14 protein-coding genes are annotated in these 15629 nt (G+C 63.7%); 4 read left to right on the top strand and 10 right to left on the bottom strand.

Annotated elements, in window-relative coordinates; genetic code table 11:
• Positions 1-19 precede the first annotated feature (19 nt).
• Positions 20-991: a 3-hydroxyacyl-CoA dehydrogenase NAD-binding domain-containing protein gene (locus ACIPHN_RS05065; RefSeq protein WP_400433682.1), complete on the bottom strand. Its 972-nt coding sequence runs from the start codon at positions 989-991 to the stop codon at positions 20-22.
• Between the two features lie 188 nt (positions 992-1179).
• Here ACIPHN_RS05065 and ACIPHN_RS05060 point away from each other — a divergent pair, with 188 nt between their 5' ends.
• Positions 1180-1338, top strand: a complete 159-nt coding sequence (locus ACIPHN_RS05060; protein WP_400433679.1) for a hypothetical protein — start codon at positions 1180-1182, stop codon at positions 1336-1338.
• Positions 1339-1353: 15 nt separating this feature from the next.
• Positions 1354-1962 (top strand): disulfide bond formation protein B, encoded by a 609-nt coding sequence (locus tag ACIPHN_RS05055; RefSeq protein ID WP_400433676.1) that lies wholly within the window; start codon positions 1354-1356, stop codon positions 1960-1962.
• A 122-nt stretch (positions 1963-2084) separates the two neighbouring features.
• Here ACIPHN_RS05055 and ACIPHN_RS05050 read toward each other — a convergent pair whose 3' ends face one another.
• From ACIPHN_RS05050 to ACIPHN_RS05030, 5 genes are all read right to left on the bottom strand, one after another.
• Positions 2085-3152 carry a porin gene (locus ACIPHN_RS05050; protein WP_400433674.1) on the bottom strand — a complete coding sequence of 356 codons (1068 nt, stop codon included), beginning with the start codon at positions 3150-3152 and terminating at the stop codon, positions 2085-2087.
• A 171-nt stretch (positions 3153-3323) separates the two neighbouring features.
• Positions 3324-4412, bottom strand: a complete 1089-nt coding sequence (locus tag ACIPHN_RS05045) for an ABC transporter ATP-binding protein (protein WP_400433671.1) — start codon at positions 4410-4412, stop codon at positions 3324-3326.
• Positions 4413-4480: 68 nt separating this feature from the next.
• Positions 4481-6292, bottom strand: coding sequence for an ABC transporter permease (locus tag ACIPHN_RS05040; protein ID WP_400433668.1), 1812 nt, complete (start codon positions 6290-6292; stop codon positions 4481-4483).
• A 152-nt stretch (positions 6293-6444) separates the two neighbouring features.
• Positions 6445-7563: an ABC transporter substrate-binding protein gene (locus ACIPHN_RS05035; protein ID WP_400433666.1), complete on the bottom strand. Its 1119-nt coding sequence runs from the start codon at positions 7561-7563 to the stop codon at positions 6445-6447.
• Between the two features lie 79 nt (positions 7564-7642).
• On the bottom strand, positions 7643-8605 hold the full coding sequence (locus ACIPHN_RS05030; RefSeq protein ID WP_400433663.1) for a Bug family tripartite tricarboxylate transporter substrate binding protein: 963 nt from the start codon (positions 8603-8605) through the stop codon (positions 7643-7645).
• A 297-nt stretch (positions 8606-8902) separates the two neighbouring features.
• Between ACIPHN_RS05030 and ACIPHN_RS05025 the strand changes: the two genes are divergently transcribed.
• Both ACIPHN_RS05025 and ACIPHN_RS05020 read left to right on the top strand, forming a co-directional pair.
• Positions 8903-9580: a response regulator gene (locus tag ACIPHN_RS05025; RefSeq protein WP_400433660.1), complete on the top strand. Its 678-nt coding sequence runs from the start codon at positions 8903-8905 to the stop codon at positions 9578-9580.
• Positions 9577-11034, top strand: coding sequence for a sensor histidine kinase (locus ACIPHN_RS05020; RefSeq protein ID WP_400433657.1), 1458 nt, complete (start codon positions 9577-9579; stop codon positions 11032-11034). Before ACIPHN_RS05025 ends, ACIPHN_RS05020 begins: the two co-directional genes overlap by 4 nt.
• A 94-nt stretch (positions 11035-11128) precedes the next feature.
• Here the strand turns inward: ACIPHN_RS05020 and ACIPHN_RS05015 are convergent, their stop codons facing one another.
• The 4 genes from ACIPHN_RS05015 to ACIPHN_RS05000 form a co-directional block, all read right to left on the bottom strand.
• Positions 11129-11737: a winged helix-turn-helix transcriptional regulator gene (locus ACIPHN_RS05015; protein ID WP_400433654.1), complete on the bottom strand. Its 609-nt coding sequence runs from the start codon at positions 11735-11737 to the stop codon at positions 11129-11131.
• Positions 11738-12164: 427 nt separating this feature from the next.
• Positions 12165-12353, bottom strand: a complete 189-nt coding sequence (locus tag ACIPHN_RS05010) for an MCP four helix bundle domain-containing protein (protein WP_400433651.1) — start codon at positions 12351-12353, stop codon at positions 12165-12167.
• A gap of 224 nt (positions 12354-12577) precedes the next feature.
• A complete protein-coding gene (gene hutH / locus ACIPHN_RS05005; RefSeq protein ID WP_400433648.1) occupies positions 12578-14206 on the bottom strand; it encodes a histidine ammonia-lyase in 1629 nt (542 codons plus the stop codon).
• 61 nt (positions 14207-14267) lie between these two features.
• Complete coding sequence (locus ACIPHN_RS05000) at positions 14268-15521, bottom strand: allantoate amidohydrolase (RefSeq protein ID WP_400433646.1); 1254 nt, start codon at positions 15519-15521, stop codon at positions 14268-14270.
• Positions 15522-15629: the final 108 nt, after the last annotated feature.

The raw sequence follows: 15629 nt of genomic DNA, 5'->3' as shown, positions 1-15629 counted from the left end.
GCCATCCCTCCTGTCCGGTTCAGGGGATGAACTTGGTCTGGCGCTTGGCGGCCAGCAGTTTCACCAGCAGCTGGTCGCGCTCGGCGGCGATGTCGACGGCGGACTTGCCTTGCATCTGCTGCGCCACGCCTTCGCGCAGGGTCGCCTTGAGCGACTCGGTGATGGCCGGCGTCCCCAGGTCGGCCCACCAGCTTTCGATGGGGGGCCCCAGGTGGTCCAGCATGTGGCCAATGCCACCCTCGCCACCGGACATGTCCAGGTTCATGAACGGCCCCATCAACGCCCAGCGCAGGCCCGGTCCGTAGGCAATCGCGGTATCGACATCCTCGGTGCTGGCCACGCCCTGCTCGACCAGGTGGAAGGCTTCGCGCCACAGCGCCGCCTGCAGGCGGTTGGCGATATGGCCCTTGACCTCCTTGCGCACATGGATGGCCTTCTTGCCGATGGCCGTGTAGAAGTCCAGCGCGCCCTGCACCGCCTGCGGTGAGGTCAGCGCGCCGCCGATGACTTCCACCAGCGGGATCAGGTGCGGCGGATTGAAGGGATGGCCCAGCACCACCCGCTCAGGATGCGTGCAGGCAGCCTGCACCTTGCTCATCAGCAGGCCCGAGGAACTGGAGGCCAGGATCACATGGGCCGGCAGGGCCGCATCCATGCGCTGGAACAGGGCGATCTTGAGATCCTCACGCTCGGGGCCGTTCTCCTGCACGAAGTCGGCACCGTCCAGGGCATCTTCCAGCCGCTCGCAAAAGCGCAGGCCCTGCTGCGATGCGCCCGGCGCCAGTCCCAGCACTTCCAGGCTGGGCCAGTGGCGCGCCACGGCCTCGCGCAGTTTCTGCTCCGCGCCCGGCATGGGATCGGTGGCCGTCACCTCCAGTCCGCGCGCCAGGAAATAAGCCACCCAGCTGGCGCCGATGACCCCGGTGCCGACCACCGCCACGCGGCGCACCTGCTGTTGGCCAGCCGGGCTGGTCACTTGTTGTTGCTGCATCTGTCTCTCCTAGTGTTGTTGCTGTTGGCGTCAATGCGGGGAATCAATGATCCCGGCCCGACGTGAATAATGTAGGGAATTCTCGATTTTATTCGAGGAATTTTGACGAGCTTTACGCAACCCTTCGGCTACGATACCGCAACAACATCAACGCCAATGTGAAGCACACTTCAAGGCTTGCCTTCTCCATGTTCATGTATCTTCCTTTCCTGCTGGCCTTCCTGACCGTCATGGGTATTGCCATGGGCTGGAGACTGCTGAGCAACAGCCTGTGGCTGGCCACGATGGGTCTGGTCCTGTGGTGGTTCTGCAACCATCTCGCCAAGCCGCCAGGCTTTACGTTCTGAGCGGGAGCAAACAGCATGGACCGCTCCGTCGTCTTCGTACCGCGCGAACCGGTCCTGCCGGGTGGCATCATCCTCAATGCCCTGTGCCTGCTAGCCATCTGCGGCTATCTCGGCACGATCCTGTATGTCCACTCAGCCCTGCAGGAGCCGCCCGACTCCCTGTGCCTGCTGGAGCGTACCGGCATCATCCTCACCGGCATGGGCTTCATGAAGAACCTGCGCCATGGCGTCAAGAGCGCGCACTACGGCGTGGCATTGCTGGGCGCGCTGGCCACCGGTGCAATCGCACTACGGCATATGTCGCTGCATGTACTGCCAGGCCAGCAGGCCGACGGGCCGATGCTGCTGGGTCTGCATTTCTATACGCTGTCTGCCTTGTTTGCCCTGCTGGCTGTGACCATCATTGCCGTGCTGCTGGGCGTCAAGAGCGCCGAGTATCCGGCCACCCTACTGTTGCTGCAAAGTGCCGAAGCGCCGGATCGGCCTTACCGCAGACCCTGGGGACGCATCCTGACCTGCCTGCTGTTCATGCTCACGGTGGGTGCCAATCTGGTGTCGATGACGAACCAGTGCGGCGGCACCGGCTGCAACGAGGAACTCATCGATGCGCTGCAACTGCGCTGACCCGGACTCAATGACAGCAGCAAAAAAACGGCGCGCACCAGGCATCCCTCCCGGTGCGCGCCGATCAATAACGGCTCAAGACTATCCTGCCCGGCGCACGCGCCGGGCCTCTTCCACGACGATCAGAAGCGGTGCTGCATGCCCAGCGTGGTACCGAACTGGCTGGTGCCATAGCCCACGTCGTCACGCGACAGACCCACCAGCTGGTTGTTCTTGGCCTTGGCATAGGCCGTGCTCATGTACAGGTCGGTGCGCTTGGACAAGGCGTACTTCAGACGCAGCGAGTACATGATCGGGTCGGCGTCGTTGGTCACGTTCTTGATGTTCTGGTAGTAGACCGTGCCGATGACCGTGAAGGCGGGCGTGACCTTGTAGCTGGCGCCACCCCAGAAGAAATCGCTGCGCAGGTCGGTGGCACCGGTGGCCAGGGTCTTCTTGTAGTAGCGATAGCCCAGGTTGAATTTCCAGGCATCGTCGAGCTGGTAGCCACCGGCCAGGTGGGCGGTGGTGGTCTTGTCGTAGGCGCCGTTGGTGCCGGCAGTGCCATTGACGCGATCGAAGGTACCGGCCAGGCTGAACGGACCGGTGCCCCAGCCCAGGCCCACGCCGTACTTGGCGCTGTCGCTGTTGTTGCCGGCGACTTCGCCGAAGCCGTACATGGCGCCGACCTTCACGCCACCGAATTCACCCTGGTACTTCACCAGGTTGGACACGCCGGTGGGCATGCCATCCTTGCGGCCACCGGTAGCACCGGCCGACGTCACCCACGAATAGTTGGCCGAGTAACCCATGGGGTCGAAGGGCAGGATGAAGTCATAGGTGGTCGAGAACGAGCGACCGGCGATCACGCGACCGAAGCCGCCTTCCAGGCCGACGTTGGACTGGCGGTTGAAGAGCTGGTTGGCGTCGCCATCCAGGGCGCCGGTATCGAGCTTGAAGCCGTTTTCCAGCTGGAAGATGGCCTTGAGACCACCGCCCAGGTCTTCCGTGCCACGGAAGCCGATGCGCGAGGTGTTCATCGTGCCCGAGCTCAGGCGGGTCACGCTGCCGCCCTTGGCGCTGGCGTTGTTGACGAATTCCACGCCCGAATCGATCAGGCCATAGACGGTGACGCTGGTCTGTGCCTGGGCGCTGCCAGCGGCAGCCAGGGTGGCGAGTGCGGCGGCAGCCGCGAGGTGTTTCTTCTGCACTGAAATCTCCTTGGTTGAAAGCAGTTTGATGTGCGCCGGACGATGCGAGGGCATCGATGGCGTCTTCTGGTCATACGCCGGTGGGTACCCGACGTGGTAATGGCGCGCACGGCGGGTGGCCGGGCGCGCCGTACTTCATTGCTCGCCGTGAACGGCTGCGTCCTGCCTTGCTCAGAAGGCCCACAGCGCCTGTTCCGGCAGCGACAGCCAGTACTCGCCCTGGTCCAGGCGCTGCGGCGCGTAGGCGCGCAGGCCGACCGCGCCGGCGGCGCCGCCCTCGACCTTGAAGAGGCACTCCCAGCGGTCGCCCAGGTACATGCAGGTGGAGAGCGGCAGGCGGATCGCATTGCCGCTCTGCTCGCCCGAGATGCGCACCTGCTCGACGCGGATGATGCCGGTCAGTTGCTGGCCGGGCTGGGCATCGCTGCGACCACGCAGGGTCGCCACGGCAGTGCCGCCATCGAGCCTGACGGTGACGCGCTCGCCGTCGCGGCTGACGACCTCGGCGGCCAGCTTGTTGTTGCTGCCCATGAATTCGGCGGTGAACAGGGTGTTGGGGGTCTGGTACATGCTCTGCGGGCTGCCCTGTTGCTCGATGCGGCCGTTGTTGAGCAGCAGGATGCGGTCCGAGATCGCCATCGCCTCGCCCTGGTCGTGGGTCACCATCAGCGCCGACAGACCCAGGCGCACGATCAGTTCACGCAGGAAGGCGCGGGCCTCCTCGCGCAGCTTGGCGTCGAGGTTGGAAAGCGGTTCGTCCAGCAGGATCACCTGCGGGTTGTAGACCAGCGCGCGGGCAATCGCCACGCGTTGCTGCTGGCCGCCGGAGAGCTGGTGCGGATAGCGCTCGCCCAGATGGCCCAGTCCCAGCTGCGCCAGCACCGCCTTGACGCGGGTGGCGATCTCGGCCGACGACGTCTTGCGCAGCTTCAGGCCATAGGCCACGTTGTCGGCCACGGTCTTGTGCGGCCACAGCGCATAGGACTGGAACACCAGGCCCAGGTTGCGTTCCTCGGCGGGCATCTCGAAGTCGCGCGCGCCATCGAAGACGCGCCGGGTGCCGATGTCGATGGTGCCAGCCTTGGGCGACTCCAGCCCGGCGACCGCGCGCAGCAGCGTGGTCTTGCCGCTGCCGGAGGGGCCCAGCAGGGCGACCACTTCGCCGCGCTGCAATTGCATGGAAACGCCCTTGAGGATGGGATTGGCGTGCGCGCCGCTGCCATAGTCGAGGTGCAGGTCGTTGACGGAAAGTTCGGTCATGATGATTCCTTTAATCTAACAAGGCATCGGCGCAACGCTGGGCGCCGATGCGTGCAAATCGGACGGGGTCAGTCGTGCAGCTTCACGCCGAAGCGCAACGCGATCCCCAGGCCCACGGCCACCAGCGTGATGTTGATGAAGGACAGCGCCGCCACCAGTTCCACCGCGCCTGCGGCCCACATGGAGACGATCATCGAGCCGATCACCTCGGTACCCGGCGAGAGCAGGTAGACGCCGGTGGAGTACTCGCGCTCGAAGATCAGGAACACCATCAGCCAGGCGCCGATCAGGCCATAGCGCACCAGCGGGATGGTGACGTCGCGGGTGACGCGGGAGCGCGAGGCGCCCACGGCACGGGCGGCTTCTTCCAGTTCCGGCCCGACCTGCAGCAGGGCGGTATTGATCAGGCGCAGGCCATAGGCCATCCACACCACCGAGTAGGCCAGCCAGACCGAGAAGATGGTCGAGCGCAGGCCGCGCAGCGCCGGGATGAAGCTCTCCACCAGCCACAGGGCGACGGGGTTGTCGATGCCCTTCAAGGCCGAATCCAGCAGCGAGGGCACGAACAGGAACACCCACAGGAAGGACAGGCCGGCCAGCAGGCCCGGCACCGCACGCGGCACCAGCACGCTGTAGTCGAGGAAGCGGGTCACGCCATCCTGCTTGCGATGCATGGCCAGGGCGATGGCGGTATAGCAGGCCACGGCCAGGGCACCACCGATGACGCCGATCAGAACCGTGTTGATGATGCCGCGCACCAGCGAGGGCTGATCCCAGACGTTGCGCAGGTTCTCCAGCGTCAGCACCTCGCCCAGGTTCACGCCATCGCCCCAGTGCGAGACGAAGGTACGCAAGGCGATGCCCGAAAGCGGGATCACGACCGTGAAGAGCAGCCATGCCGCGATCAGCACAAAGGCCACCCAGCGCCACTTGCCCAGCGGCAGCGCCTTCTGGCGCGCGCCCTTGCCCTTGATGGCCACGTACTTGTTGGCCGAGCGCAGCAGCCAGCGTTGCATCATCACCAGCGGCATGGTCACCGCCACCAGGCACACGGCCACCGCCGCCATGAGGTGATAGGACGGCGTACCCAGCTTGTTGGTGAGTTTGTAGAGATAGGTCGGCAAGACCAGGTGGCCTTCCGGATCGCCCAGCACCAGCACCAGGCCGAACACCTCGAAGCCGAGGAAGAACACCAGCACGCCGGAGTAGGCCAGCGCCGGCATGATCATCGGCAGCGACACGTTCAGCGCCACCTGCAGCGGCGAGGCACCGGCCACGCGGGCGGCTTCCTCGACGTCCGAGCCCAGGCTCTTCAAGGCCGAGGAGGCGTACAGGTAGACGTGCGGCACGTGGGTCAGACCGGCGATGAGGACAATGCTGGGGAAGGCGTAGATATTCCAGGGATCGCCCTCGATGCCGATGGCCGACAGCAGGTTCTTGAACCACACGGTATAGAAGCCCACCGGTCCCATCGACACCACGTAGCCGAAGCCGATCACCATGGGCGAGACGAAGATGGGCACCATCAGGGCCGGGGCGATCCAGTTGCGTCCGGGCAGGTCGGTGCGCACCATCAGGAAGGCCAGCATGCCGCCCAGCGGCACGGCGATCACGGTCAGGCCGGCGGCCAGCGTGAAGCCATTGATGAAGGCCTGGCGGAAGTCGGGATCATCGAAGATGAAACGGTAGGAATCCAGGGTCAGTTCCTTGACGGGCGCAAAGAACGGCGCCGACAGGAAGCTCTGGTAGAAGATCAGCAGCAGCGGCACGAAGATGGCCAGTGCCGCCAGCAGCACGACCAGCGCGCGCGGCCAGTTCAGGCGCAGGCGGCGGGCTGGCAGCGTGGCGTCGCTGCGAGGTAGCGTGGTGGAGGATTGCATGTTCTCGCCTTATGGTTCGGCTGGTGGAGTACGGTTCACGGATGCGCAGGCAAAGCGGGGGCGAGGGAGCAGCAGATGCTGCGCTCCACCCCGGTCAATCGTTCAGGCTTTTCTTGCGCGGGGACGGGATCGCGTTCCCGTCCCGGCAGGGCTTACTTCCTGGTGGCGTCCTTCCACTGCTTGAGGAAGTCCAGGCGCTTCTTCTGGTCCAGGTATTCCAGCAGCTCGGTGGAGACCGGCATGGGCTTCAAGGCCGAACCCAGTTGCTTGCTCAGCTCGGCCGAGGTGGTCGCGCCGGTGACGTCGCCACGGATGGCGAAGAGCTGCGCGTCATTGGCGATGATGGTCTGGCCACGCTTGGAGAGGATGTAGTCCACCCACAGCTTGGCGGCGTTGACGTTCTTGGCGGCCTTGTTGATGAAGATCACGCGCGAGAGCACCAGGTTGTAGTCCTTGGTGAAGGCCACGCCGATGGACGGATCCTTCTTGGCGCGCACCAGGGCGTAGGGGCCGAGGATGTTGTAGCCGATCAGGTTTTCACCCGAGGAGATCCGTTCGAGCATGGTGCCGGTCGACGATTGCACGCGTGCCGACACGCCACCCATGGCCTTGGCAAAGTCCCAGAACTGCGGGTTGTACTTGAGATCGTAGGTCATGAGGCTGAAGCCCACGCCGGATTTCTCGATATCGTAGGTGGTGACCTTGGTCTTGAACTTGTCCTGCTTGCTGGTGAGCAGCTGGGTGAATTCGGCGTGCGTGGTCGGCACTTCGGACTCGGGCACCAGGCGCTTGTTATAGACGATGGCGGCGGGCTCGAAGGTGGTGCCGTAGGCGGTGTCCTTCCAGTTGGCCCAGCCCGGCAGGTGCGAGGCCTCGGGCGACTTGTAGCTCATCGCATAGCCTTCGGCGGCCAGCTTGACCTGCAGGTCCATCGAGGCCGACCACATCACGTCGGCGGTGGCGCCACCGGCAGCCGCTTCGGAGATGAAGCGGTTGTAGGCTTCAGTGGAATTCATGTCGTTGTACTCGACCTTGACGGCCGGATAGAGCGCGCTGAAATCCTTGATCAGCGACTCGGCGGCCTTGGAGTCGGTGGTGCTGTAGATCACGATCTTGCCTTCCTTCCTGGCGCCTTCGATGACCTTGGCGTAGTCGGCCGGATAACCAGCCGGGGCAGCGGCCGGTGTGTCGGCATGCGCCACACTGCTGAAAGTGACAGGCAAAGCGAGGGCCAGACCGAGCGCCAGGCTCAGGCGACGTTGATGCAACATGGATTCTCCTTGATGATGTAAGACGGCCGGTGCCGGCAAGCCCACAGGGCACGCCTGGCGGCGTGTGTGGCAATGCTTGTCAGCGCACCAGACCCAACTCCTGGGACTGCTTGCGATATCGCGCCACCGTCTGCGCGACGTAATCCGAGAGCGGCTTGCCGGTCATGGCAAAAGGCTGCAAGCCGCCCAGACTGCGCTGGCGATCGAAGGCGGGATCGGCCAGGGCCTTGTCGAAATACCGTACCCAATGCTGGTAGCTGGCCTCCGAGGCATGCGGGCTCATGTAGAAGCCACGGATGATCGGCCACACCACCTCATACCCCTGCTCGCGCGCCGTCGGGACATGCTGCAGCAGGCCCGGCAGGCGCTGTTCCGAGAGCACCGCCAGTATCCTGACGCGGCCTTCGGCGATGAAGTGCGCGGCTTCCGAGGCGTCCCCCGAGATCACCTGCACGTGGCCGGCCTGCAGCGCCGCGAAGGAATCACCGCCACCCTCCAGCGCCACGAAGCGGAACTGGCGCGGCGCCATGCCCGCACGCGCGGCCAGCATGGAAAACTTCAGCCAGTCCTGGCTGCCCACCGTGCCCGACAGGCCCACGGTGATGCTGGCGGGATCCTTGCGCATGGCCTCCAGCAACTGCTTCAGGTCATGCCAGGGTGCATCGCTGCGCACGGCCACCATGCCGTGATCGATGCCGATGCCGGCGACCCAGCGCACGTCACCCACTTCGGCGCGGCCATACTTGCCCTGCGCCAGCCCCAGCAGGGAACCGCCCGAGAAGGCCACCAGGCTGTCCGGCCCGCCGCGTCGCTGCGCGGCCACCGAGCCCCAGGCCACCGCACCGATGCCACCGGGCAGGTAGCTGAGAGTGAAAGCGTCCTTGCGTCCCTGCTCCTGCATCACCCGGCGCAACAACTTGCACGAGGCATCCATGCCGCCACCGGGCTTGGCCGGTACGATGCACTCCACCGCCAGTGCGCACGGCAGCACGCACGCCAGCAGGCATGCGGCCAAGACAGTGCGCCAGCGACTCGCCTGCATGGCGGGTCAGAACAGGATGGGATGCGGTGCTGCGGGATGGAAGGTCATGCGGCGTCTCCGGGATGGTTTTTTTGAATATGGGCGCATCGTACAAGAAAAGCCTTTCAGTCGGCTTTCAGTGAAGCTGTCGGTGTACCTGTCGCGCTACGCAGTTTCCGCAATTGTCAGATGCTGACGTTTCAAAGACGGCGGGCCATCTGTTAGCATCCGCGCTTGAGACAAGTGGCCACAGCACAATGACACAATGACACTGTGACAGTGCGCCACACCGACAAGACAAAATCAAAAGGCGGCATCATGCGCATCCTCCTGGTTGAAGACCATATCGAACTCTCGCGCTGGCTGGCCAAGGCCATGCGCGACGCCCACCTCACCGTGGAATGCGCCCACAACGGCGCCGATGCCGACAGCCTCCTGCTCACGCAAGACTATGCGCTGGTGATCCTGGACCTGACGCTGCCGCGCATGGATGGACTGGAAGTCCTCAAGCGCATGCGCGGCCGTGGCAACCGCACACCGGTGTTGATCCTGACCGCACGCGGCGGCCTGGCCGACCGCGTCAGCGGCCTCAACATGGGCGCCGACGACTACCTCGCCAAGCCCTTCGAACTGGAAGAGCTGGAGGCGCGCATCAAGGCGCTGTTGCGACGTTCGCAGAACAATGAAGCGCTCACCCTCACCTGTGGCGCACTGAGCTTCGACACCATCTCGCGCACCTTCAGCTATGGCGGCGAGCTGCTGGCACTGACCCCACGCGAGCATGCCGTGCTGGAAGCGCTGATGGTGCGCAATGGCCACACCGTGCCCAAGGAAAAGCTGTTCCAGCAGGTCTTCTCGCTGGAGAACAACGCCAGCATGGATGCCATCGAGATCTACATCCACCGCCTGCGCAAGAAACTGGAGCAGGGTGGCCCCGGCCGCGTGGGCATCACCACCCTGCGCGGCCTGGGCTATCTGTTGCAGGTCGTGCCATGACCCAGGCGGTGCGCCGCCTCGGTAACCTGCGCAGCCAGCTGGTGCGCTGGCTGCTGATTCCGCTCACGCTGCTGGTGGCGGTGGATGCGGTCTCGGTCTACTACAACGCACTGGAAGTGGCCGACCTGGCCTATGACCGCTCGCTGCTGGCCTCCACCCGCGCGCTGGCCGAGCGGGTCGCCATCGTCGATGGCCGCGTCACGGCCGATGTGCCTTACGTGGCGCTGGACAGTTTCGAGACCGATACCCTGGGTCGCATCTACTACAAGGTCACCGGACTGGAGGGGGAACTGGTGTCGGGCTACGGCGACCTGCCGCCGGTGCCACCGGAGGTGAAACGCTCCGAGGTCTACCCTGCGCTGGTGCGCTTCTACCAAGCCGACTATCACAACCAGCCCATCCGCATCGCGGCGCTGCTGCAACCGGTGTATGACGACAGCATGCGCGGCATCGCCCTGATCCAGGTCGGCGAGACCATGGAGGGGCGCCATGGCATGACGCGCAAGATCCTCTTCGATACCTTGTGGCGGCAAGGCACGCTGGTGACGGTGGCGGCCCTGCTGGTGTGGTTTGCGGTGCGCTTCGTGCTGCGTCCGGTGATGCAGTTGCGCGGCGAGGTGGAGTCGCGCTCGCCCACCGACCTGTCCGGATTCGATCCGGCGCTGGTGCACAAGGAAATGCGCCCGCTGGTGCTGGCCATGAACGGCTACATGGAACGGCTGCAGACCCTCATCAATGGCCAGCGCCGTTTCATCGCCGATGCCTCCCACCAGTTGCGCACGCCCCTGACGGTCCTGAAGACCCAGGCCGAACTGACGCTGCGCGAACTGCGCCGCGAGCAACTTGACGCCAACGAGATGCGCGAGCTGGTGCAGGGCATGGCCCGCACCACCGATTCGGCGGTGCAGCTGGCCAACCGGCTGCTCACGCTGGCACGCGCCGAGCATGGCGCCGCCGAAGGTGGCACTACCTGGGTCTCGCTCACCGATGCGGCCCGCCAGGTGGCGCTGGAGCTGTCGCAGCTGGCGGTGGAACGCGGCATCGCCCTGGCCTTCGATGAAGAAGGCGACATCGGCATCCAGGCCAATGCGCTGTTGTTGCATGAGCTGATAGTCAACCTGCTGGACAATGCCCTGCGCTATACCCCACCCCAGGGCCAGGTCACCCTGCGCGTGCGCGCCGCCAGCGCGGCCGGCCAGCCCACCGGCGCGGTACTGGAGGTGGAAGACAATGGCCCCGGCATCGCCGAAGCCGAGCGGGAGCGCGTGTTCGAGCCCTTCTACCGGGCCGGCGCCACCCAGCATGTCAACCCGGGCGGCACCGGTCTGGGCCTGTCCATCGTGCGCGAGATCGCCGCCCTGCACCACGCCAGCGTGACGCTGGATACCCCGCGTTCAGGGCAGGGCCTGGTGGTGCGGATTGCCTTTCCGGGGGTGGTGCAGTTGCGAGCCTGAGCCGGCACCTAGTTAGCACTGTTCCCAGTCCCCGCCATCACCAGCCATGGCCTTGCCCCCCCCCGCACCGGCTTGGCTGACCTCCCCTCCAAGACTACTTGATGAAAGAAGGAAAATACGGCTCCACGAGCGTCAACTTTTCAACATCAACAGAAAAATATTTTTCGCTATACGGCATATTTCCGTCATCCATCTCTCTAACACGGCCGTCATGTCGAAAGCCAAAACGTTCAAAGTACCGATGGGCTCGGTGAAATCTGGAATCGGACCAAAATTCAATTTTGGAGAGGTTTGAGCATTGAGCCTGCAGAATTGCCCAGTTCATCAATATATTTCCCCATTTTGTTGATTTGCTCGCAGATTTGACCCTCTCCATTTGACCCACCTTCCATTGCCTGCTGAAGGCAGCCACCCGGTCATACGACCCCTCATATCCCAGCTCTCTTAAGTCCAGGAACATCTGTTTCAGGGTCCTTCTTTGCTTCCGAGATTTGATCGCCTCTGCGCTGAGCCAGGCGGAGAGCCTGGCGGTGAATTCATCGAGCGAGCTTGGCGAACGCCTTGCTGGATAAGCGGGTTCGCTGACATCGGATCGGATGTAGCGGCGAACAGTGTTGCGGGAAATGTCGAGCCTGCGGGCGATTTCCCGAATTGAGATGCGGTCTCTGATGTACCAGCGTCGAATAATTCCAAGTAGGGCCACGTCTATCACTCCGTTCTCCCGCTCGCTGTGATGAGCAGGATTGTGGTCTAAACATGGGTCAACTTTGGATGCAAATTTCCTGGGAAAGTGGGTCAGTTTTCAATGCAAATCAACAGCTGCTCCTAAAAATATTGTCCCAACAATCTCTTAGCTAATCCAAGTCGATAGACCGTCTGACTATTGATGCAGCCCACAAGCCTCACACCGATCAACTCTAGACCTTCTTACTTTCCCGGCATGCTTACTCCCCCTTATTGATTTCTGAAATCGCAAGGGAGACTAGTGAGAAGCTATTGGCTCTCCGAACTTCAATATCCGCATGCCGAGAAAATCTCCTATGACATTGAACGCTGATTTCATGTGGGAGCCTATCGAATATCTTCTGAAAATAGAGGTCGATTAAATCGTATGAGATTTGATAGACGTATCAATGAAATACGGAAAAACTAGTTAACAGGGCGATGCGGGCATAGCGTTCGTCCACGATCTCCTTGCTGGCTGCCCCCGCGCTGTACAAGCCGATCAATCCAGCCACCGCAATGATCCCCATGACCACCAGCAAGACGCTGAAGGCAATCGTCAGTCGGGTACTGATCCTGATGTTCTTGATATCCATGTCCCCCTCTCGCATGAGTGCTTGCCCCTGTCGCGCACGGTCTTGGCAGGCCTGCCATTGCGACGGGAAGAGGCAAAAAAAAATCGCCGCCACGTTGACCGTGCACGGCGATTCCAGTCACTACTGCATACGTCGGGATGCCTTGCTGGCAGCCACTTCCGGGTTTATTTGCTGACCATTTCTGCAGCACGGTATCACACGGTCAGCGGCGGTCAGCAATGGCCTCAGACGATGTGTCCGATACGGGCGATGACGGCTTCCCGCACCGAACCGGTGGTGACGAAGCGATGCGCCGCCTGGATGTCGTCATGGAACCAGCGATCCCCGTCCAGGCAAGCCGGGATCTGGCGGCGGATTTCCGCATAGGCGGCCTGCGTGCCCTGGCCAAGCTCGAAGCCCTTCAGCAAATCCTCGGTCATGGTCAGCGCCTGCGCGGCCAGCAGCATTTCCACGCCGACGATGTATTGCGTGTTCTGCACCACCGTCATGGCCTTGCGCGCGCACCAGGTCGAGTTGGAGATGTGGTCTTCGCTATTGCCCTTGGACGGAATGCTGTCCACGCTACCCGGCATGCACAGGGTGCGGTTTTCCATCACCAGCGAACTCATCGAGCATTGCACCACCGGATAGCCGGTGTTCACGCCACGGATACCGCTCATCAGGTTGCGTGGCAAACCCCACGACAGGGTCGGGTCGATCAGGCGGGCGATGCGGCGCTCGCAGATGCTGCCCAGGTCGGTGATGGCCATGGCCAGCAAATCCATCGCCTGCGCCAGGTACTGGCCGTGGAAGTTGCCGCCGGAGATGATCTCGAAGCCCTCGCCGTCTTCCTTGTTGAAGATCAGCGGATTGTCGGTGGCGGAGTTGGTCTCCTTCTCGATGATGGTGTCGATGTAGTCCAGCGCATCGAACACCGGGCCATACACCTGTGGCGCGCAGCGCAGCGAATAGACGTCCTGGATGCGCGCGGTATAGGGGATGTCGGTGCGACGCAGTTCGTCCGGCAGTTGCACGGCACGGGCCTCATGGGTGGTGCGGGTGGAGCCCTTCAGGAGCGTGCGGATCACCGCCGCCGTCTTGATCTGGCCCGCATGCGGACGCGCCTGCTGGATGCGCGGATCGAAGGCCGCCATCTCGGCGCGCATCGCTTCCAGTGTCAGGCCCAGCGACAGGCAGGCATCGGTGAGCAGGTGACGGGCATCGTGCGCGGCCAGGATGGCCACGGCCAGTGAGGCGGTGCAACCGTTGATCAGCGCCGAGGCATCCTTGGCCTTGAGGTCGAACCTGACCGGGCCGATGCCGGCCAGCTCGATGGCTTGGGTGGCGCGCATGCGCTGGCCCTGGTACATCACCTCGGCCTCGTCGAAGCCGGCGATGGCGGCGGCCAGGTAGGCCAGCGGTGCCAGGTCACCGGAGGCGCCCACCGAGCCCTTCTGCGGCATGATCGGGTGGATGCCGGCATTGATGAAGGCCAGCAGGCGATCCACCACTTCCACGCGCGGCGCGGAATAGTTGGAGGCGAAGGCATTGGCGCGCAAGAGCATGGTGGCGCGGCTGACCTCTTCCGAGAAGGGCTCGCCGATGCCGCCGCTGTGGGCGCGAATCATCTGGGTCTGGAACAGCTCGATGTGCTCGACCTTGATACGGGTGTCCTTGAGCAGGCCCACGCCGGTGTTGAAGCTGTACATCATCGGCGCTTCATCGTGCATCCAGGTGCTTTCGATGTAGTCGCGGCTTTGCTTCAAGGCAGCGCGGGAAGAGTCGGCCAGGGCCACCTTCAGGTGCGGCGCGCGGGCCACGCTGATGACTTGCTGGGCGGTGAGGTTGAAGCCGTCGATGGTGATGGTGTGCATCGTCTTGATCCTTGATCCGTAAAAGTTGTACTGGGTGAGCCTGCTACTTGCCGTGCACGGCTCAGGGCTGGAACTGCTCGACCAGGCCGCTGAAGACCTGGGCCGCGATGGCGGCGTCGTCCTCAGTCATGGTCTCGTCGGGGTGGTGGCTGATGCCGCCATTGCCACAGCGCACGAACAGCATCGCCACATCGGCGATGGCGGCCAGCGCCATGGCATCGTGGCCGGCGCCGGAGGGCAGGTGACGCACCGGCCAGCCGGCCGCCGCGATCGCCTGTGCCAGGGCCTGCTGCAGACGCGGTGCGCAAGGCACGCTGCTGGCTTCATGGGTCTGGCGCAGGGTGATCTCGACCTGGCGGCGCGCAGCGATGCGCTCGATCTCGGCGCAGACCTCGGCCACCGCCGAGAGGCGATCGCTATCCTGTTCGGCGCGGATGTCGATGGAAAACGTCGCCAGCCCCGGCACCACATTGGCCGCGCCCTGCACTACTTCCAGCATGCCCATGGTGCCGACCAGCCCGGGCTTGATGCTGCAGCGACGTTCGATATACAGGCCGATCTCGGCAGCGGCCATGGCCGCATCACGACGCATGTGCATGGGCACCGTGCCGGCATGACCGGCCAGGCCGCGCACCTCGGCCATGAAGCGCGTGGCCCCGGAGATGGCGGTGACCACACCCACCGGCAGGTCTTCGTTGAGCAGCAGCGGACCCTGTTCGATATGCACCTCGACGAAGGCCGCCACCGCCGTGCGCGGCCAGGCATCGGCGGCGATGCGTTCGGGATCGAAGCCGGCGGCACGGATGGCCTCGCGCATGGTGAGGCCCGCGCTATCGCGGTTCTCCAGCACGGCCTGGTCAAACGTGCCGGCCACCGTACGGCTGCCCAGCAGGGTGGCCTTGAAGCGCACGCCCTCTTCCTCGGCAAAGCCGATCACCTCGACGGGAAAATCGAAGCGTCGCCCCTGGCGGTGCCACTCGGCGATGCAGGCCACCGGCAAGACGATGCCCAGGTTGCCGTCGTACTTGCCGCCATTGCGCACGGTATCGAAGTGCGATCCGGTCACCAGGGCTGGCGCCGATTCACAGCCCGGCCGGGCGTCATAGCGGCCGATGACATTGCCGGCGTTGTCACGCCGCACCGTCATGCCGGCCTGCTCCATCCACTCGACCAGCTGGCGGGCGGCGGCCTGGTGCTCGCCGGTGAGGTAGGTACGGGTCAGCATGTCGGCCGCTTCACTGTGCTGCGCCAACTGCTCGGCCCACTGCATGGCCTGGCGGCCACTGTGGCGGAATTGCCCTGGAACATCGTTCATCGCGTCTCCTTGTGGATAAGTCAGATCGAGGTCTCGATTGTCTGCACATTTATTTTGTACATTTTTATTGTATTCAACTTTTGTATGCAATATAGTCTTCTGACGCCA

It is taken from the genome of Herbaspirillum sp. NPDC087042, assembly GCF_044745245.1.
Taxonomy (GTDB): Bacteria; Pseudomonadota; Gammaproteobacteria; order Burkholderiales; family Burkholderiaceae_D; genus Herbaspirillum.
The sequence above is the reverse complement of the archived record's forward strand: the minus strand, read 5'-3'. Positions and strand labels throughout refer to the sequence as shown.

What these genes read in the sequence shown, in the direction of transcription:
- ACIPHN_RS05035 (WP_400433666.1), bottom strand. Translation starts at nt 7,563, where the DNA reads ATGTTGCATCAACGTCGCCTGAGCCTGGCGCTCGGTCTGGCCCTCGCT.
- ACIPHN_RS05025 (WP_400433660.1), top strand. Translation starts at nt 8,903, where the DNA reads ATGCGCATCCTCCTGGTTGAAGACCATATCGAACTCTCGCGCTGGCTG.
- ACIPHN_RS05045 (WP_400433671.1), bottom strand. Translation starts at nt 4,412, where the DNA reads ATGACCGAACTTTCCGTCAACGACCTGCACCTCGACTATGGCAGCGGC.
- ACIPHN_RS05055 (WP_400433676.1), top strand. Translation starts at nt 1,354, where the DNA reads ATGGACCGCTCCGTCGTCTTCGTACCGCGCGAACCGGTCCTGCCGGGT.
- hutH (WP_400433648.1), bottom strand. Translation starts at nt 14,206, where the DNA reads ATGCACACCATCACCATCGACGGCTTCAACCTCACCGCCCAGCAAGTC.
- ACIPHN_RS05000 (WP_400433646.1), bottom strand. Translation starts at nt 15,521, where the DNA reads ATGAACGATGTTCCAGGGCAATTCCGCCACAGTGGCCGCCAGGCCATG.
- ACIPHN_RS05060 (WP_400433679.1), top strand. Translation starts at nt 1,180, where the DNA reads ATGTTCATGTATCTTCCTTTCCTGCTGGCCTTCCTGACCGTCATGGGT.
- ACIPHN_RS05010 (WP_400433651.1), bottom strand. Translation starts at nt 12,353, where the DNA reads ATGGATATCAAGAACATCAGGATCAGTACCCGACTGACGATTGCCTTC.
- ACIPHN_RS05040 (WP_400433668.1), bottom strand. Translation starts at nt 6,292, where the DNA reads ATGCAATCCTCCACCACGCTACCTCGCAGCGACGCCACGCTGCCAGCC.
- ACIPHN_RS05065 (WP_400433682.1), bottom strand. Translation starts at nt 991, where the DNA reads ATGCAGCAACAACAAGTGACCAGCCCGGCTGGCCAACAGCAGGTGCGC.
- ACIPHN_RS05020 (WP_400433657.1), top strand. Translation starts at nt 9,577, where the DNA reads ATGACCCAGGCGGTGCGCCGCCTCGGTAACCTGCGCAGCCAGCTGGTG.
- ACIPHN_RS05030 (WP_400433663.1), bottom strand. Translation starts at nt 8,605, where the DNA reads ATGCAGGCGAGTCGCTGGCGCACTGTCTTGGCCGCATGCCTGCTGGCG.